At 57.1% G+C, this 17527-nt stretch carries 24 protein-coding genes and 1 tRNA gene; 16 read left to right on the forward strand and 9 right to left on the reverse strand.

Going from position 1 to position 17527, the window contains the following annotated elements; all coding sequences use genetic code 11:
* Positions 1–190: 190 nt before the first annotated feature.
* The 8 genes from ACMYR2_RS06535 (at position 191) to ACMYR2_RS06570 (ending at position 4411) form a co-directional block, all read left to right on the forward strand.
* Positions 191–577: a phasin family protein gene (locus tag ACMYR2_RS06535; RefSeq protein ID WP_347263048.1), complete on the forward strand. Its 387-nt coding sequence runs from the start codon at positions 191–193 to the stop codon at positions 575–577.
* A gap of 204 nt (positions 578–781) precedes the next feature.
* Entirely contained in the window at positions 782–1195 is a 414-nt protein-coding gene (locus ACMYR2_RS06540) for a phasin (protein WP_347263045.1), read from the forward strand.
* Between the two features lie 401 nt (positions 1196–1596).
* Positions 1597–1673 (forward strand) — tRNA-His (locus tag ACMYR2_RS06545).
* A 333-nt stretch (positions 1674–2006) separates the two neighbouring features.
* Positions 2007–2339 carry a hypothetical protein gene (locus ACMYR2_RS06550; protein ID WP_416193885.1) on the forward strand — a complete coding sequence of 111 codons (333 nt, stop codon included), beginning with the start codon at positions 2007–2009 and terminating at the stop codon, positions 2337–2339.
* 177 nt (positions 2340–2516) lie between these two features.
* On the forward strand, positions 2517–2669 hold the full coding sequence (locus ACMYR2_RS06555; protein WP_416193886.1) for an aa3-type cytochrome c oxidase subunit IV: 153 nt from the start codon (positions 2517–2519) through the stop codon (positions 2667–2669).
* 700 nt (positions 2670–3369) lie between these two features.
* A complete protein-coding gene (locus ACMYR2_RS06560) occupies positions 3370–3732 on the forward strand; it encodes a hypothetical protein (protein WP_416193887.1) in 363 nt (120 codons plus the stop codon).
* A gap of 63 nt (positions 3733–3795) precedes the next feature.
* A complete protein-coding gene (locus ACMYR2_RS06565; RefSeq protein WP_416193888.1) occupies positions 3796–4089 on the forward strand; it encodes a hypothetical protein in 294 nt (97 codons plus the stop codon).
* A 145-nt stretch (positions 4090–4234) separates the two neighbouring features.
* The gene (locus tag ACMYR2_RS06570; protein ID WP_011314317.1) at positions 4235–4411 is read left to right on the forward strand and encodes a hypothetical protein; all 177 of its coding nucleotides are present in this window, start codon (positions 4235–4237) and stop codon (positions 4409–4411) included.
* A 1216-nt stretch (positions 4412–5627) separates the two neighbouring features.
* On the opposite strand, the gene ACMYR2_RS06575 is transcribed toward ACMYR2_RS06570, so the two are convergent.
* Positions 5628–6359: a CBS domain-containing protein gene (locus tag ACMYR2_RS06575; RefSeq protein WP_416193889.1), complete on the reverse strand. Its 732-nt coding sequence runs from the start codon at positions 6357–6359 to the stop codon at positions 5628–5630.
* Positions 6360–6777: 418 nt separating this feature from the next.
* On the opposite strand from ACMYR2_RS06575, the gene glk reads away from it, so the two are divergent.
* The gene (glk, locus tag ACMYR2_RS06580; RefSeq protein ID WP_416193890.1) at positions 6778–7755 is read left to right on the forward strand and encodes a glucokinase; all 978 of its coding nucleotides are present in this window, start codon (positions 6778–6780) and stop codon (positions 7753–7755) included.
* Here glk and ACMYR2_RS06585 read toward each other — a convergent pair.
* The 3 genes from ACMYR2_RS06585 to fixL all read right to left on the reverse strand — a co-directional run bounded on the left by ACMYR2_RS06585 (position 7752) and on the right by fixL (position 10461).
* Positions 7752–8144, reverse strand: a complete 393-nt coding sequence (locus ACMYR2_RS06585) for a response regulator (RefSeq protein ID WP_347265262.1) — start codon at positions 8142–8144, stop codon at positions 7752–7754. The genes glk and ACMYR2_RS06585 overlap by 4 nt on opposite strands.
* Positions 8145–8318: 174 nt before the next feature.
* On the reverse strand, positions 8319–8936 hold the full coding sequence (gene fixJ, locus ACMYR2_RS06590) for a response regulator FixJ (RefSeq protein ID WP_416193891.1): 618 nt from the start codon (positions 8934–8936) through the stop codon (positions 8319–8321).
* Positions 8926–10461: a sensor protein FixL gene (gene fixL / locus ACMYR2_RS06595; RefSeq protein ID WP_416193892.1), complete on the reverse strand. Its 1536-nt coding sequence runs from the start codon at positions 10459–10461 to the stop codon at positions 8926–8928. The genes fixJ and fixL overlap by 11 nt, the downstream gene beginning before the upstream one ends.
* Here fixL and ACMYR2_RS06600 point away from each other — a divergent pair.
* Together ACMYR2_RS06600 and ACMYR2_RS06605 are read left to right on the forward strand one after the other, a co-directional pair.
* Positions 10440–10640: a hypothetical protein gene (locus ACMYR2_RS06600; protein ID WP_416194158.1), complete on the forward strand. Its 201-nt coding sequence runs from the start codon at positions 10440–10442 to the stop codon at positions 10638–10640. The two genes, fixL and ACMYR2_RS06600, sit on opposite strands and share 22 nt — an antisense overlap.
* Before the next feature lie 177 nt (positions 10641–10817).
* A complete protein-coding gene (locus ACMYR2_RS06605; RefSeq protein ID WP_347264986.1) occupies positions 10818–11249 on the forward strand; it encodes an HPP family protein in 432 nt (143 codons plus the stop codon).
* Positions 11250–11364: 115 nt separating this feature from the next.
* On the opposite strand, the gene ACMYR2_RS06610 is transcribed toward ACMYR2_RS06605, so the two are convergent.
* A complete protein-coding gene (locus tag ACMYR2_RS06610) occupies positions 11365–11691 on the reverse strand; it encodes a cytochrome c (protein ID WP_347264985.1) in 327 nt (108 codons plus the stop codon).
* On the opposite strand from ACMYR2_RS06610, the gene ACMYR2_RS06615 reads away from it, so the two are divergent.
* A complete protein-coding gene (locus ACMYR2_RS06615) occupies positions 11684–11842 on the forward strand; it encodes a hypothetical protein (RefSeq protein ID WP_347264984.1) in 159 nt (52 codons plus the stop codon). The genes ACMYR2_RS06610 and ACMYR2_RS06615 overlap by 8 nt on opposite strands.
* Positions 11843–11874: 32 nt before the next feature.
* Positions 11875–12699 (forward strand): universal stress protein, encoded by an 825-nt coding sequence (locus tag ACMYR2_RS06620; protein ID WP_347264983.1) that lies wholly within the window; start codon positions 11875–11877, stop codon positions 12697–12699.
* A 65-nt stretch (positions 12700–12764) separates the two neighbouring features.
* Here the strand turns inward: ACMYR2_RS06620 and ACMYR2_RS06625 are convergent, their stop codons facing one another.
* Together ACMYR2_RS06625 and ACMYR2_RS06630 are read right to left on the reverse strand one after the other, a co-directional pair.
* Entirely contained in the window at positions 12765–13460 is a 696-nt protein-coding gene (locus tag ACMYR2_RS06625; protein ID WP_416193893.1) for a helix-turn-helix domain-containing protein, read from the reverse strand.
* 263 nt (positions 13461–13723) lie between these two features.
* Positions 13724–14041, reverse strand: a complete 318-nt coding sequence (locus ACMYR2_RS06630; RefSeq protein WP_347264982.1) for a hypothetical protein — start codon at positions 14039–14041, stop codon at positions 13724–13726.
* A gap of 275 nt (positions 14042–14316) precedes the next feature.
* Between ACMYR2_RS06630 and ACMYR2_RS06635 the strand changes: the two genes are divergently transcribed.
* Positions 14317–14496 (forward strand): hypothetical protein, encoded by a 180-nt coding sequence (locus ACMYR2_RS06635; protein WP_347264981.1) that lies wholly within the window; start codon positions 14317–14319, stop codon positions 14494–14496.
* An 81-nt stretch (positions 14497–14577) separates the two neighbouring features.
* On the opposite strand, the gene ACMYR2_RS06640 is transcribed toward ACMYR2_RS06635, so the two are convergent.
* Positions 14578–14961, reverse strand: coding sequence for a hypothetical protein (locus tag ACMYR2_RS06640; RefSeq protein ID WP_416193894.1), 384 nt, complete (start codon positions 14959–14961; stop codon positions 14578–14580).
* Between the two features lie 335 nt (positions 14962–15296).
* Here ACMYR2_RS06640 and ACMYR2_RS06645 point away from each other — a divergent pair, with 335 nt between their 5' ends.
* On the forward strand, positions 15297–15497 hold the full coding sequence (locus ACMYR2_RS06645) for a hypothetical protein (RefSeq protein ID WP_347264979.1): 201 nt from the start codon (positions 15297–15299) through the stop codon (positions 15495–15497).
* A 395-nt stretch (positions 15498–15892) separates the two neighbouring features.
* Here ACMYR2_RS06645 and ACMYR2_RS06650 read toward each other — a convergent pair whose 3' ends face one another.
* Positions 15893–16135, reverse strand: coding sequence for a CsbD family protein (locus tag ACMYR2_RS06650; protein ID WP_347264978.1), 243 nt, complete (start codon positions 16133–16135; stop codon positions 15893–15895).
* A 311-nt stretch (positions 16136–16446) separates the two neighbouring features.
* On the opposite strand from ACMYR2_RS06650, the gene ACMYR2_RS06655 reads away from it, so the two are divergent.
* Positions 16447–17025: a hypothetical protein gene (locus ACMYR2_RS06655; protein WP_347264977.1), complete on the forward strand. Its 579-nt coding sequence runs from the start codon at positions 16447–16449 to the stop codon at positions 17023–17025.
* Positions 17026–17527: the final 502 nt, after the last annotated feature.

A 17527-nucleotide genomic window follows, 5' to 3' on the forward strand; every position in this document is an offset into this window, starting at 1 on the left:
GTCCTGACAGGTCGTCAGTATCGCGTCCGTCTTGCCTGAGGTCCACGGCCCGCCTCCTGAAATCCCCGGCAAAGCCGGAATAACCTTAATTCGGCCGCTGTCATGGACCTCCGCGGTCGGTGGCACGTTGGAGTGGTGTAGGGAACCGGAGGATGGAACCCGTGAAAAGAGTCACCACAGGGAGCGGACCATGAGCGAGCAGGGACGGTATTTTGAAGCTGCGAACGAGACGCGATCGATGGCGGAGGCGGGATTGGAGCAGGCGCGCAAGGCGCTCGAAAGTTTTCTGGCCGGCGCGCAGCAAACCGCCAATTCCATCGAAGGACGCAACGAAGCGGTTCGCGACAGCGTGCGAGATATCAGCAGTAAGGCAATCGCCTTCGCGCAACAGAATATGACCGCATCATTGGACTATGCCGAGAAACTGGTCCGCGCGAGGGATCTTTCCGATGTGATGCGGCTGAACACTGAATATGTGCAGGATCAAATGAGGGCCTTGACCGAGCAGGCCAGTGAAATAGGGCAGAGCATGGGCCGGGCCGCCCTTGGAGCCGGGAAGCCTCAAGCCCGAGACTGACGGGAGATCGGGTACCATCCATTTATTCCGCGCGCGTCGGCCCAGACGCGTTTTGCGTTGCAATACATTGTTGCGTTGCACAAAGATGTCGTGGTAGGATCGTAACAGATACAGGCCTGATCCGCTCGCACGCCAAGAGCCGAGCAGCAGGCCAATCGATGCTGCCGATCACGCTGCGTTCACAACGTGCAAAGGATTATGACCATGACCAATCCAGCCGATGTTTTTGAGGTTCCCGAGCAGGTGCGTGCATTCGCCGAAAAGGGCGTTCTGCAAGCGCGAGATACCTACGCAAGGTTCAAGGACGCCGCGCACGACGGCAACGGCGCGATCGAGGCCGTATTCAACGCCGCGACCAAGGGTGCGCATGATTACTCCACGAAGCTGCTCGATTTCGGTCAGGCGAACACCAACGCCGGTTTCGATTTTCTGCAGGCTCTGGTCGGTGCGAAGTCGTTGTCTGATGCGACCGAGCTATGGAGCACCCATACCCGCAAGCAGTTCGGGACGTTCGCGGCTCAGGCCAAGGAATTGACTGAACTGACACAGAAAATCGCGGTGGAAACCGCGGAGCCGGTCCGGACCGGCGCGTCGAAGCTGTTCCAGCCTGTCGCCTGATCAGTGAAGTGGAATCCGGTTCGCGTGAAGAAACCGCGTCAAACATAAACATAGAGTCCTTCCGCTTGTGTTGGATACCATAAGCGGCTCTATGATTTTGATCTGACACGTTTTTTTGTTTTCTGCACGGATCGGAAAACGCCTGATCTGTTCGAACCCGGGCCTCTTCGCCCGGGTTTGCTGTTTCTGGAGTCGTTCCGCTGTGATCAGATCCGGCCGTTTTGCACGGTCCGGGCTGCCTGCGGAGCCATATTCGCGATAGGGCGCCGGGGGACTGCCTGTTCTCGCTGAAACGAGGAAATGGACGTCGCAGATTGGATCGCTGCGGCCTTGCCAAAGCGGAGCGTTGCACCTAGTTTCCGCCCCGTTCGCGCTGCGTTTTCGGGGCGCGCGAGCATGATGCAGTTGTAGCTCAGTTGGTTAGAGCGCCTGTCTGTGGAACAGGAGGTCGGTGGTTCGAGCCCACCCAACTGTACCAATGATTTCAAATGGTTGGCTGGTTTCTTTAGTCGCCATGGTTCGCAGGATGGCTGCAAACCCCACTGAACCTGCTGTTACCTTACCCAACAAAAAAACGAGGTCGCACGCTCAACGTGACCGCACCTTTGTAACAGCCGCTGCTCGGATTCGAGCCGAGGGCAACAAGGCTAAATGTTCAGGGGCGCATCACAGAACAGCCAGCGCCGTGTCGGTCGGTCGGGCACGAGTGAACACGCCGCCATGCGCTCAAGCATCAATCGTGCTGCATGAGGAACGACGGGCTGGCTGACGAATTGGTCAGGTCATTACAGTCTGCAAAGGAGCGCATTCGATGAGTTATGATCGTGAAACGCGGCCCAGTGTCGGTAAGGACGTGCATCAGGACCCGCAAGGTCGCCATCCTCCGCCGGCTCCCGACAATATGCGTCCGTCCAGCAACTCGGGCTCCGCCGATACGCCGAATCCAGATCCGGGATATCCTGGTCAAGCTGCCATGAACGAAAGAAATCCCGGCCAGCGGCAGAACAGCGGCAGCAGGCCGCAAGTCCAGCAAACGCAGGATGAAGGGGCGCGAAAGGCCGACATTCGGGATGCCGTGGAGGAGGATGATCCGGGCGGAAAACCTCAGGGGCAGGAAAAAGTCGGTTACAGCGGCGGTACCTGATAGAGCATTGCAGGTTCCGGACGGAAAGGCCGTCCCCGATGGGGCGACTTTCTTTCTGCGATAGGAACCTCTCCCGATCGCGCGGATTGAACGCTGTGGACGGAGTTTCCCCGGCAGCTCTCCAAAGATGCCGGGACACTCTCGTTCCGCGGATCAACCTGCCTAGGGAGATTTGACATGTCAGATCATAAAGAGATTGTGTACTCAACCTCGGAAGGAATGGATTATCCGACGCATGAGCAGACGTATAAGTCCTTCATCAAGATTGGGATGATCGGCTCAGCGGCGGTGGCGACCGTTGTCATCATGATGGCGATCTTCCTTACGTGATCGCCGACGCCTTCGCGGCGACCTCTGTTATTTCGCCCGGCTCCACAGTGCCGACGAAGGATTGCATGCCTTCGCAACGTGGAGTCGAGCATATTGCTCTACGACAACACCCCTCACAGATATGTATGTATAATTGATCTCAACCGGCACTATTTATTCGTCCCTTGGTGCCGGTGATGGCCGTCAGGGTACTCGCCGCTGCCTTGGCGGCCTTTTCATGAGTATAGGCTATCCCGAACTGCATCAATGTGAGCGCGAGCGGCGCGGTGATGGAACGGCGATGTTCGCAGCCCCGCTCGCTGGTGAGCTCTGATCTGTTTCCCGCGTTGATGCCGGCAGCTATTTAGAGCCTTTCCGCTTCCGATAGAATCAGAAGCGGGCTCCATGATTTTGTTTTGTCGCGTTTTCTTCACGCGAACCGGTGTCCATCCTCGGGCCAAGCCCGAGGACATGCTTCGCTTGAAAACGCTCCAGTCAGTATTCTCGCCGCGATGATCTCGTGCCGCGCTGGTGAAGAATTTTCCGTGACATCCATGAACCCGAGCGCGTCTCGCCTGCCGAAGTGGTTTCGGCCCGGGACCAGGCGGTCGCTTGCACATAATAACCATCTCAGATTCACCGAATGAACGCATAAACCTCCGGCGATCGACACCTTTCGACTCTATCTTTCGCATGTATCGCTTACCTGGGAGAGATTTTCATGCGTATGTTTACATTATCGTCGGTCGTGGTTCTTCTTCTGGCTGGATCTCAGTTGGCGGCAGCCCAAATCTCGCCTGCGCCTGCGCAGTCACAAACCTCGCAGTCCGGGGAAGGTGTTGCAATACGCAGCGTCCAGGTGCTCGACGTCGAAGAGTTGAAAGCGGACGCGCGCGCGCAGGTTGATGCTCTCGTCGCAAGTACGAAGCAGGAAGAAATCAAATCTTTGCGACACTCCCTCGAAGAAATCCCACAGGCTCTGTCCGCCCTGAAGGCAAAGGGCCGTAGCTCAGCGCAGGTTGTGGCCGTCAACATCGACAACGAAGGTGTTCTCACCGTGTTTACGAAGAAGAAGACAACCTGATCAAAGCGAGGTCGTTTATAGAGAACGCAACGCACAAGATTTTGAACCAGGATAGGAGTAGTTATGAAACTGAATGCGACGCAGGTGAAACAGACTTTGAACCAGATGGACGCACAGGTTCTTCCCGACGATCACCCGGCAGCTCGTAAACTGAGCGAGTTGTTCGGTGATCACACCTTCTTTGTTGACGAAAGCGGCCTGAAGGTTCTGGAATCGACGGAGCCTGTGGCGGCCGAAGCCCAGAGAGGCTCAGTCGTTAGCCTCGCTGACTGGAACGACGGGAAATTTAGCAGCTTGAGGCCGCACGATCCCGCAGTGACGGGGACAGTGATCGTGTTGGGACAGTCGAAACAGTGATGTGATGGATTGAAGTGATGGATTGATCGTCTCGCGGGGACGACCTCAAGCCATCCGCATGACAAGCAGATGTTGCTCATCTGACAAGCTGTGTTAAACAGAACTCCTGTAGATCAGATACTGTCGATCAAATAGGAGTGCTGTTTTGGCTAAGAAGACAAAGACCATTCGCCGCGAGTGGACGAAGGATGACGTGAAGACCCTCAAATTACTTGCAAAGCAAAAGGCCGGCGTGGCGAAGATTGCAAAGAAGCTGAAACGCACTCCCGGTGCAACCGCGGCGAAAGCCTATACGCTCGGCGTATCGCTACGCATGCAGTAGCGGATTGCTGCAAAGCTATTCACCGCCTGCGCGACCCGGTAGTTACGCAGGAGATCAGGGCCCTGTAGGAGGTGAAAGGCGAGAGCATGATCTTATCCGAAACCGGTTCGACTTTACGCTGGCGCGGCCCTTCGGGTCGGGATCATGCTCCAGAGCGGTTAGATTTTGATGGAAACACGCTATTCCGTCATGGCCGGGCTTTGTCCCGGCCATCCACGTCTTTCTTCTTTCTTCGCTGAAATCCAACGACGTGGATATCAGGCATAAAGCAGGGCATGACGGGTTGCTGATTCCTGCTAGAAGCATTTTTGCTTCTGATTGAATCAGAAGCAAAGCTCTAGAGCATGATCCGATCAAGTTGAATCGGACCATGCTCTGAAAGTTATTGTCTGGTCGCATTTTCTTGCGGCGAACCGGTATCCACTTCGCCGGAAAATGCTCTAAATTATTGTTCTGACGCGTTTTCTTCACGCGAACCGGTGTCCATCCTCGGCCAAGCCCGAGGACATGCCTCGCTCGAAAACGCTATAAAGCGGACCTGCTCTAAGCGTCTTTAACGGAACTTGATCCGACGGCTTCCCGGATCGCACGACGCTTTCGGATGGACTTGCGTCTTGCCAGACAGGGCAGGGAGCATCGGAGGGATGCGCCTCTTTGATCGCGTGCTTACAAGCTCGCGGAAGCATTTTCCTGTCTCATTCAGACCGAAGTTTCGGCATCAGGTAGAGAAGGCTGCTCACTCGCAGCGGCTGAAGAGCGAGTGGGGCTGAAGATCCGCGCTATTGAGGTTGAGCGTCCAGCTCCTGCTTGAGCGTATCGATCAAACGTTGATCGTCCGTGCGTACCCTGAGGTATCCATTCCAGGTGATAGGACCAATCTTTGTCGGACCCGTAGCATAGTGCTCTTTGAGCGTTCCGAACTGCTTTCGGTGCCGGGGCGGAATGAGAAGTTCCATCGTAAGGCCTCTCGGTGAGTTCTCGGTACGAATCAACAACCATATGCGAGAGCGATTTTCTGGCCAGAGTATGTCAATGGCCCAGGTAATCTCGCGCGGGATATCCGCCCCGCGCGCCGCCCCTCTATCTCGCAGAGAAGGCATACGGCACGCTTTTCCATACGCTGGAAACGGTTGCGCTCATGAGGGTCTAGCCATGGAGTTTCCGGTGTCATCTTCCTGAACGTTTGCGGTTTTTTGGAGCGTTCAAGGCGATGCGACTATCTAGTCCTGGTCCGGCGTTCATCTTTCGCAGACCGGAAGGTAAGCCCGTGCACGGAATCGAATAGATAGAGATGATCGCGAACCAGCTTCACGCCGGACACGTTTTCGGTCGCCACGATCGCTGCTTGCCGATGGGCTTCATCGGTTATCATGCCGCTGAGATAGACAATTCCATCCCGCACCGTGACACCAAGTCCGGTCGGCTGCCATTCGTTCTTTTCGATCGATGCGATCACACGGCGGCGCAGATGATCATCATCGGCAGTCGGATCCGGAACGTCTCGCGCAAGGCTTGCAACGGCACGGAGAAGGTCCGCTCGCGTTACAATGCCGACCAGCAGATCACCGCGAACAACGGGCAGGCGCTTGATGTTCTGGCGTTCCATCAGCCGTACGAGTTCCTCAAGCGGCATGTCTTCCGTCGCGGTGAAGAGAGCGTCCCGTGTCATGATCGCATCGACCTTGCGACCGTGTTCACGGACGAAATCAACGGCGGCTTTTTCCGCCCCCATCAGAAAGTCCAGCCAGCGGATGCGGGGCCCCTGCGTCCCGATTTCACTACGGCGCATAAAGTCGCTTTCCGAGACGATGCCGAGCAGTCGGCCCGCATCGTCGACCACTGGAAGGCCGCTGATATGATTTTCCAGCATCAATTTTGCGGCTTTGACGATGGGCGTATCGGCTTTTACCGTGATCAGCTTGCGAGCCATGATTTGATGCGTGCGCATCCGATTCTCCCCGCCTCAAGCAGAAGGCTATCGAGTTCATGCCCTGCGATTGGTGCCGCTCAAGAGTATCACACGATCGGAATGGAAGTTTATCCGCAAATCAAAAGCCATCCAACGAGATATTGACCGGCATCGCCACACTGTAAGCGCGCGGCGTATCGGGATCTCAGGCGCTTGCCGCTCATGCGCGAATGACGCATGGTCGGCATCGCCAGCCGGGAGAAAGCGGATGAGCCCCGGTTGTTCATAACGAATGGCGAGGGTCGAGCGAAAGGAGCGGACGTGGGCGTCTTGCGGAAATTGAACGCGAAGCATGGCTGCACCGGACGCGGACTCGGTTATTCCCGCGTTGGCATGACGTCGCCGTTGGACACATCATGCGCGGTCACAACGCCACGCCGCTTATATCGAGAAACTCATGGCTGGTTCTGAGATGGTTGATTCCGCAAGCCGCGTATTGCTCGGTGATATCGGCGGGACCAATGCGCGGTTTGCGCTCGTTACGGATGGGCACATGGGGCCGATCGAGGCATTGAGGGTCGCCGATTATCCGGACTTCGAAGGGGTGCTGGCCGCGTTCCTCAGCCGTCACCTGGACGGGCTGCCGATCTCCGGCGCGGTGCTCGCCGTCGCCGGAGCCGTGGAGGCGAATCGCAGCATGCTGACCAACAGCGGCTGGATTATCGATGCCGGCCGATTGGAAAAAGCTTTCAATTTTCAGGACGTGCGCGTTGTCAACGACTTCAAGGCGCTTGCCTGGTCGCTGCCCTTCCTCACGCCGCCTGACCTGTTTGCGATCGGAGGAGGCGAGCGCGCCGCGGCGGCGCCAGCGGTCGTGTTGGGGCCTGGAACAGGTCTCGGGCTCGCCTGCTTCATGCCGCGCTCCCGCGATCCGTTGGCCGTAACCACGGAGGCAGGCCATGCCACGCTTCCAGGTGCCAATGCGCGGGAGGATGCGGTCATCGCGCATTTGCGTGAGCGCTTCGGCCACGTCTCCGTGGAGCGCGCGCTGTGCGGTCCGGGGCTTGTCAATCTTTATCAGTCTCTTGCGGCCATCGATCATCTTGTCGTGCCTCCGCGCAAACCAAGCGAGATCACCGAAGCGGCGCTTCGCGGGAGTTGTCCGACGAGCCGCGAGGCTGTTGACATGTTCTGCGCCATGCTGGGCACGGTCGCTGGAAATGCGGCGCTGACGTTCGATGCGCGTGGCGGCGTGTATATCGGCGGCGGCATCGCTCCGCGGATCAGGGAGTATCTGGCGCGCTCGCAATTTCGCGCGCGGTTCGAAGCGAAGGGACGGTTCCAGGCCTACGTCGCCGCCATCCCGTCCTGGGTGATCATTCACCCTGACCCTGCCTTCATTGGATTGCAGCGTCTCGCCAGACAGGCAGTTTAGTTACCCGCGCCTTTACGGGATATGGCCTCCTGAACGTGTGTCACGAGGTTGTCCCCCAGATGGGGCTTGAGCAGAATATGATCTATGCCCGCAGCCGCGGCCTTCTCCGCCATATGCCGGTGCGGATGTCCCGTCACGAGAACGATAGGAACGGCGACATTCCTTTCACGCAGACGCTCAGCCACGTTCAGCCCATCGATGTGTGGCATCTTGTAGTCGATCACCAGGCAATCGACATTGTCCGGGTCAATGGACGTCAACAACGTCAGGGCGGAACTGAACGTGCGAACCTTGAAACCATGGGTTTCGAGAAGAAATCGCAGCGATTGAAGCACAGCAGGATCGTCGTCCAGAACGCCGACTGTGTGCTTCGCGATCGTGTCCATCATCGGGATATCGATCAGTTCGATGGTTGAAGCGTTTCCGCTTCTGATGGAATCAGAAGCGGGCTCCAAGAATTTGTTTTAATACGTTTTCTTCACGCGAACCGGTATCCACTTCGTTCGAAAACGCTATAACTCCCCGAATGATACAATCGTTGCAGCAGGATGGTTTGATTTACCTCAATCTCTCAAAAGGCCCGCCCGGAGTGCAAGTCTGATCAGCTCCGACAGATTGTGCGCCTGCATTTTTGTCATGACATTGGCCCGGTAAACCTCGATTGTCCTGGGACTGATATTGTGTTCCCGGGCTATCAGCTTGTTGGAGAGTCCTGCGACCAGACCGTCCATGACCTGACGTTCGCGCTGGCTGAGAGTCGCTATTCTCGCTACGATCTCAGCCGAAATGGAATCACCCTTCGCCTGATCCGGACCCTGCTCGAGGGCTGCTTCGATCATTCCGATGAGCCGTTCATCCTCAAATGGCTTCTCGACGAAATCGATTGCTCCGAGCTTCATGGCTTCGACGGCGAGGGGGATATCACCGTGCCCGGTCATGATGATGACGGGCAGGGGAGAAACATGAGCCTTGAGGCGTCGAAGCAGATCCATTCCATCGATGCCGGGCATGCGAACGTCAGACACGACGCAGCCAAAACCAAGACCGGAATGAGAATCGAGGAAGCCGGCGGCAGTGTCGAACAGCGTGACGTTAAAGTTTGCCGAGCCAAGCAGGAAATCGAGCGAGTCCCGAATCGTCGGATCGTCGTCGATGACGTAAACATTTCCCTTATGTGACATCTGGAAAATCCCCGATCGATGCTATGGGCAAAGTCAGCCGGATCGTCGCGCCGCCTGAATCATTTGTTTCGGCCCACATTCGGCCGCCGTGGGCCTCCACGATCGATCGGCTGATGGAAAGTCCCACGCCCATACCGGTTTCCTTGGTCGTGAAGAAGGTTTCGAACAGGTTTTCCGCCGACGCCTCACTGAAGCCATGGCCAGTATCCGATATGGACAGCTCGACCATGTCTTCCGGGGCTTTCTTGCTGGCGACGGTGAGTTCTCGTTCCGGTGATCTCGCCATCGCCTCCAGGGCATTTCGAAAGAGATTGACGAGGACCTGCTGAATCTGAACGCGGTCGACCAGGACGCGATCGCAATCCGCATCCAGATCAGTCCGCAGCATGATATTCTGTTCGCGGGTGCCCGCGAGACCGAGGGCGCTGGCTTCTTCCATCAGCTTCGAAAGGCTTTCGACGCGCTTCTCCGACTCCCGCCGCGAGACGAAATCGCGCAACCGTCGAATGATCTGACCGGCGCGGATGGCCTGGTCCGCGGCGCGATCCAGCGCCATTTCGATCTTCGCGATGTCGGGATCGGCACCCGCGGCCAGAAGACGGCGCGATCCCTTTATGTAGTTGCTGATCGCGGTCAACGGCTGGTTCAACTCGTGAGCGAGAGCCGAAGCCATCTCACCCATCGCACTCAAGCGGGATACGTGAAACAGTTCGGATTGCAGTTCCTGCAGCTTGACCTGGGTTTGCTGATGCTCCGTGAGATCGCGGACAAATCCGGTAAAATGCCGCTTTCCTCCGGTGTGCATCTCGCCGACGGACAGGTGCATCGGAAACGTGACCCCATTCCGGCATTTCCCGGTGACAACCCGCCCGATGCCGATGATGTGCCGTTCGCCGGTGGATTGATGATGGGCCAGATAGCCGTCGTGCCGGCTTCTGTCGGGCTCAGGCATCAAGATGTTGACGTTCCGGCCAATGGCTTCGTGTTCTGAATAGCCGAACAGGCGTTCTGCCGCGGTGCTGAAATGCTGCATGATGCCGCGATCGTCAATCACGATCATTGCATCGGGAATGGTATCGAGAATCGAACGCAAGTGGTTTTCGCGCGCGATCAGAGCTTCTTCGATCGATTTCTGATGGTCGATATCGAGGATCACGCCGCTCAGGCGCTGCGGCGTTCCATCATCGTTGAAGACGAGACCGGCTCGTGCTCGAATCCAGCGGCTTCCCTCAAGTGTCCCGTGAATGTGGTATTGAAGATCGAACCTGCATCCGGTCGTGATCGAACGTTGAATAGCCTGTTTGGTGCGTGTCCGATCGTCCCGCCGGAGCAGGGAGAGGAATAGATCGTAACTGACCGGGATGTTCTCCGGGACGCCAAAAAGCCTGCGTGCGGGGCTGGACCAGAACAGTGTCCAGGTCGAAAGATCGAGATCCCAGATGCCAACCCCGGATTTGTCGATGCCGCGCTGTAAATCCTCGTTGCGGAAAAGGCTGTTCAAGGATGAATGATCGTCACTCGTCACGTTTTCCTTCCGGAGCGGAAAGCTTCATCGAAGACCCATTATACTCGAATTATGAACTTCTTGTATTCCAGATCATGGGCGTCCCATTTGATCAACCGGACCGTAATGCGGGTATTCATTGCGGCGCAATAGTTGCCGTGCTTGACCTCGATCAAAACGTTTCCGCCGAGGCGTGGTGAGATGGCGCCGCTCAAGTGCTATCGTTTGGAGGTCTCGGTCCCGAATCCCGCGCCTTCGCGGGCCAGATGATCGAAGTCAAGACGGGGGCCTGATTGAGAGATCGGACGCGCAGCATGGACTGTCGCGCGCCTGATCCATAGCCTCCAGCGGCTCAGTAATGCTGATCGGGTGACGTGTTGCGCCAGTTTCTCGAACAGACCGTCGATCGTTACATGACGCGCGACGTCAAGACCGTGTCGTGCGACCTTACGATGGACGAGCTCAACGGCCTGTTCGCCAGTGATGATTTCAATGCCTATCCGGTCGTCGATGACCAGCGGGAAGTCATCGGTTTGGTGACGAAGCTCGATTTTCTCAGATGTTTTTCCATCACGCTCAGCTCGGCAGTTCCGCGTTATGACGAGCTCATGAAACGAAGCGTTTTCGATGTGATGATTGATGAATTTATCTACGTGGGCCCCACCACGAGACTGGCGCGCGTGTTGCAGTTAATGGTCGAGCACCGGATTCGCAGCATTCCCGTTATGGGTGTGGGCCGGGATCTGGTCGGCATCATCTCGCGTGAAGATGTCATGCGCGCGCTGCGGGACTCCACGCGTGGCGATTAGCCTCGCCTGCCATTTCAGTTTCGAAGCCGCCAGGTGTAATCCTTCAGAAGGACTTATCGGCGGTAGGAGAATGCGCGATGTCTCCCGCACGATGTTTACCGCGTGGTCGCGTGTATTATTCCAGGGACTTGAGGAACTTGATGAAGTCGTTGATCTGATCGGCTTCGAACTGGAATTGCGGCATGCTGGGATGCCCGGTCATGATCCCCTCGGCGAGGGATTCCTCCAGTTCCTCGACAGGATAGCGCTTGTGCAGGCTACGAAATGGCGGCGCAATCCGGAGCGGGCTGGGGCTCACCTTATCGATCGCGTGACACTGAGCGCAGTAAAGCAGCGCCAGCCGCCGGCCTTGCTTGATGCTGGCGGCCTCCGTGCATTGCGCTGATGCTGGACTGAGAATCAAGGCTAGTATCACCAGCAATGACGAATTCACGATGCGCATCTTTATTCCCAATGAAATGAAAGGACCGGTTCTTTCTAATGACGCACCGCCGGATCTCGTTGACTTAGGTCAAGGTGCCGACGACTGTGATAGGATCCACACCGCGAAAGCTTTTTTGAATCTTGATCTGGATCAAGCGGCGGGCGCGTGAACATGAGAGGTTCCCGCAGAGGAGGGGCTGGTATGTCCTATGCAACACTCATGGTTTGGGTCAATGTCGACCACGTCTCCAGGAAGTTCGTCGGCGTGGCGGCGAGTCTGGCGGATAAGTTCGATGCCAGATTGCTTGGATTGTCGGCTGTTGCGATCTTTCCGCCGTTTGCCGCGCCCGGCATCGTGACCGTCGAGAATGCGGCTGAATTTGATATCGAGAATATGAAGGAAAGCCTCGTCGACGCCGGTAGCATGGTTAAAGCCGCCGTCGGAAGCGACCGCCAGGTTGAATGGCGATCGGCCATCGCGTTTCCCACGGAGACATTGATCAGTGAAGCGCGCTGTGCCGATCTGATCGTGGTCGAAGGCGACAAATTGTCGAGGGATAAGTATCGAAACCTCGATGTCGGCGCTGCAATTCTAGGAGCAGGTCGTCCTTTTCTGATCGTGCCTGCGGCGGTGGAATCTCTTGCCGTCGACCACGTCATGATCGGCTGGAAGAATACGCGCGAGGCGAGGCGAGCGGTTCAGGATGCGTTACCTCTTCTACATGCGGCAAAGCGCGTCACTGTCCTGGAGATATGCCGGAAGGAGCAGATGGGAACCGCGCACGACCATGTCGATGACGTCGTTCGTTATCTCGCGCAGCATGGGATCAAGGCGGAGCGTCGGATTGAAGTGCTGACTTCTCGCGGCTCTCATGCGGAGCAGCTCATCGGATGGGCTAATGGTGAGGGCGTTGACCTGCTGGTCACCGGTGCCTACGGCCATAGCCGTCTCAATGAATGGATGTTCGGCGGAATGACTCGCGATCTGCTCACCACCAGCCCGATCTGCTGCCTGATGTCTCATTGAGAGATCTCCGATCCGTATCGCCGGCGAAGAACATTCCCCGCGACGGTCGGGCCGGGCAGGCGATATCATGCCTCCATGGCGGACAGCCGCTGTCGGTTGCGCAGCGCGATCTGGCGCGCACTTGAGAACATCAGGATGCCCTGATCGTTGAGCTGCGACAGCGCCCGAGAAACGGTCTCGAGCGTCAGGCCCAGGTAATCGCCAATGTCGCGGCGACACATCGGGAGCGCCATCATGCCGGTCCTGGCAAGACGGCGATCCATTTCCAGCAGGAAAGTCGCAACGCGCTCCATCGCGGTCTTGCGGCCAAGCAGCAGCATGTGGTCCTCGGCGTGTCGAAGATCACATGCCGTCATCGTCCAGAGACGGCGGGCGACATGGACGTTCGATACTGCGGCCTTTTCGATGCCGCGACGAGGCGCCAGGCGAACGGTGGTGTCGACGATTGCCTCGGCGGTGAGCCGATGCTCAGGGCCGGGGTGGAGGCCGAAGACGTCGCCGGGCAGGTGAAACGCACCGATCTGCCGCCGCCCGTCGTTCAGGAGTTTATGGGTACGAACCGCGCCACGGGTGATCTGGTAGAGATATTCGGAAGGTTCGCCCTCACCGTAAATTTCTTCATCCTTCTTGTAGGAAAACTCGGTTGCAATCACGCCAGAGCAACGAGCGATCGCGCTGAACGGATCGGCCGGTTCAGCCGTCATGGCGTGCGGGATATCGAGAACCTTGGCGGCCGGTGCGGAGATCGTCTGGGTGTGCATGTTGCCATCTCCTTGATCTGGATGGCTTTGTTTAGCAAAAGCGCCCGCGCCGGCGTATTTCGGTCGATATCCTAAGGGCTGCCTCCTAAGGGGCTTTACGGAGGCGAATGTTCAAGGCTGCCGCGAGCGACGAACCCGTCATCAAACTCAATGAGTCATTCCGGGGCGGCCGGCATGTCATCGTCAATGACGACGCGACCGCCTCGAAAACGCTCTAGGCGGAAAGGCAAAGCGCCTCTCTCACTGGGAGATCAAGCAGCCGGCTAGGCACAGGTGCAGCTATCGTCCTCTTTAAGCTTCTCAGCAGCTTCAGCCGGAACGATCGAGCCGCTGGCTACCGTCAGTTCAGGTTGCGTGACTGTTCTTTCATTGAACGGGCAAGGGCCAACCGAACCGATCGTTGAATCGGAAAAATGGGTCAATGTCTGGTAAACCCAGGGACCGTTACCGGTGCCGAACGGCGACCAGGTCCAATAAGACCATCCGAACAGCATCCCGTTGCAACATCCCTGGTAGCTGCGACGGAAGGGAGACCAACTGAACCGGGTGCGCCAGGGCAGGAAATCATAGTGATACTTCATCTCTGTTTTCGTTTTCCTGCAGGGATAAGGGACAACACCCCATTTCCAGCATACGCCCCAATACCTGGTCGTGACGCTCTCTCGTGTTCCGCAAGTCATGGTCATTTCTCCTGCTCTGGGATGAGACCTCGTGGTCCCCATGACCCGCAGGATGAACCTCACCATTAGTCCGAACCGTGATCTTAATCACATGGCTTCAGGCGTAAGCTCAGTCGGAACGCATGCCGATGGCGCAGGTTATCTCCCCACACGATGAGCGAAAGGGAGAAGCAATTATGTCAGATGCTACTGGCGTCAACAACATTTCAGGCGGAACGCTCGAAAAGGACGTGAAGAAGAAGACCGGCAAGACGATGCAGGAACTCACCGACGAGAAGCGAAAAGAACTCGACAAGAAGGTCGAGCAGGGCGGCGATGAGAACATCAAAATCCGCACAAATCAGATTCTGCCTTAACTCGTATCGCGAATGGATGATGCAGCCAGCCCTGAAACGGGCTGGCGCTCGCGTTGCCGCGGCGGGCCGAGCTTGAAACGTTCAATCGCCTGAGCGTTTTGGGAACGCCTTCGACAAAAGGGCTTTCACCTCGTTCGGGGCGCGTGTGAAGGGCAGGAAGAATCCCAACCAGAAGAAAGACAAACCAAACAACACGCTTAGGTTCGCGACATCCGATGGGCTGGATATTCCCAGCTGGATGTAGGCAAACGCAAAGTAAAAGCAGAACAGGACGCCGACGCTTAGAATGAGAAACCTTTTGGGGCGGGGCCTGACGAGCCTGCCGACAAGCTGTCCGGCCTGATATCCCGCCATCACTCCCACAGGCGCAATCAGTCGAAATGCAGCGAGCTCCGGGGGAACGGAAAATCCATAGCTCAAAACAAGGCCGGCAAGGCCGAAGATACCAGTCAGCATTAAATTCATTGTTTCTCGAGCGCTCTTCTCATTCAGAGTTTCGTATCGGCTGGCTCTGGAGAGCAGGCTGCCGGATATCGGTGCGCAACTTGCATTCATCGACTCGAGGTCAATGCTGCAATCTCTCCAACCATGCGAGAGTTTATCATAAGGCGGGAGCCAGTAACAGCGACTACCGGAATCCCATCATCCTCCGGGGGCGCCCCTCAAAGTCATCGCCGGGAACGTGAAGTTTGGAACCATCAGGCTTGCCGCACATTGACAGGCCGCCCATGCGGCGGTGCCGGGCGTCCAAGCAAGCCGGATACAGCCAACCTTCCCTGGAGAAGCGAAAGGAGAACGCCATGCCTCATCGGCGCCGTTATAAACAGACCAGGCCTTTTCAGGATCGCATCTTTGATTTTCTTGCTGAAGCGCGACAGAAAGCCGAGGAGTCGCCTGACGGTATAGAGCGAGAAAAGATGATCAAGAGAATCGAGAGCGCCAAGACGGCGGCGAGAATCGATGCTTGGGCGGCCTCGCCGAAAATGCAGCGGCCAAAGTAAGTCCATCGGAGCAGTGGATCTTCGTCGCAAGCGAGGGATACGCACCGCGCGCATGTTAACCGCGCGCATGCTAATTGTGGAAGAGGGCCTTACAGGACCGCATCATGCATCATGAAGGCGGAGGATCCTGTGACTATCCAGTCTGGCCCATTCGTGCCGAGCCGGGCGGACTGCTCGGTCCTTGGAACAGTCAGTCGCTTTCCGTCGCCTCCGCATCGCCCGATCATGATCCAAGATCATCACCCGAGACTGAATTAATAACACAAACCGGGGCGAGCGCGTATTCCGAAGGCGGAGAGCGGTTAGCGATGCGGAATACGCGCCAGTTCATCACGAGACATTCGTCAGGGCTAAGTTGCTGCGGCTAGCCGGCTCTCCCCTTAGCCAGAAGGCTCCTAATATCCTGACCAGCGCGGCGGTTCCTTCGTGTCCGGCCACGATTGTGCCTTCTCATACCAGTCATCGACCTGTTTTTTCGCGAAGTCCTCGTGGAATCCGTAGCGCTCTTTCAGCTTCTTTTCGAGGTGCTCGCGATTTCCGGAGATCTCCCAGAGGTCGTCGAAAGTGAACTTGCCCCATTGATCTCGGACTCTGTACTTGACCTGATCCCAGTTCTGTTCAATCCGGTCCCAGTCCATTGTTCCCTCCTTCCAGGGTTATGGCGCACTAGGAGAATGGACTAATTCAAAATTTGTTCCGTCGTTACGCAAAGGACGAAAGGTCGCACCTTGGAGCGTGGTATGGACCGCAGAAGAGACGGTTCCGAAAGCGGCCGGGAAATGCCGCCCGTGGTGGAATCAGGCTGCATAATGGAAGGCGTCGTCGCATGGTACGGAAAGCTGGAAGCGGAACATACAAAACGTCTTTCCCCGATCCCGACTCGTCCGAGTTCACGCACGATTCTGAGGAATACCGCGCGCCGGACTTTCCGGAACGTCTGAGAAATCCCATGCGGGTTGATCTGGCATTGCTGGGGCGGATCGATGCCGCCCGGCAAGCTGACGAGCGGTTCGATCGGCTTTCCGTCTGGTCGCGCTGGCACGACTGCCAGGTCGAGGAACTGCGCGGCCGATGGATGGAGCTGTTCGACTTCTACAAGATCACCGCGCGCGCTCCGGAGGATGCCTGGATGCAGCTTGCGACGTCGCTGGCGCGGGACTTCATTCCGGGCCTGCTGGTTGAGAATGTTTTTCCAACTCAGGATCTGCTCGTTGAACAGGCGCGACTTTTCACCCTGATCACGGAAGTATCGCAAGCCGTGCTCGCCCGGCGCGGCGAGGAGGAGGGCCGCGACGTATCGGAGCAAACGGTCCTCGAGCAGGAGTTTTTCAACGGGGAGTCGTGGGATAGCGAAATGTTTGGCAAGAAGCCGGACAGTATTGATGGGTTCACGGCGAGGTTCTCGCGGGAAAGGGAGCGTTTCGCCAGATTGCTTATCGAGCAGTATTGGTCGAAGGCGGCCGTCATGTCCTTCTTTGCCGACTCCGGTTTAGAGGTGCCCGAATTCGTCGCAGGACTGCCGGACTAGAGCATCGGACCCGAAAGTGGGAACCGGTTTCGGGATAAATCCGATGCTCAATCAATTAACTGGAGCGGCGGCGCTGATTCCATTTGACCGGCCGCCGTTCTAGAGCCTTCCCGCTTCTGATAGAATCAGAAGCGGGGGGCTCCATGATTTTGATTTGACGCGTTTTCTTCACGCGAACCGGTGCCCATCCTCGGGTCGAGCCCGAGGGCATGCTTCGCTCAAGAACGCTTTAACGCCATGCGTCTGAAATCCAGCGGCCCGGCCAAGGGTTGCCAAGAGTTGCCAACAGTTCCGGCCAAGAGTTGCCAACAGTTAAAGTCGGAAGGTTAAAGTCAGGGGAAGGCTGCACACGCCGGGAACGGGTTAGACAAAACGCGTGCCAATGCGTTGGTGCCGCAGCCTGAAACCGGCAAAATAGGCTACGTCCATCATCCCCGTCGCGGCCGGTTGTCACCCGGCGTGTGCCACTGATGAAAATCATACGCCGTTTCCGCGGTTTTTT

This window comes from Nitrobacter sp. TKz-YC01, from assembly GCF_047824785.1.
GTDB lineage: Bacteria > Pseudomonadota > Alphaproteobacteria > Rhizobiales > Xanthobacteraceae > Nitrobacter.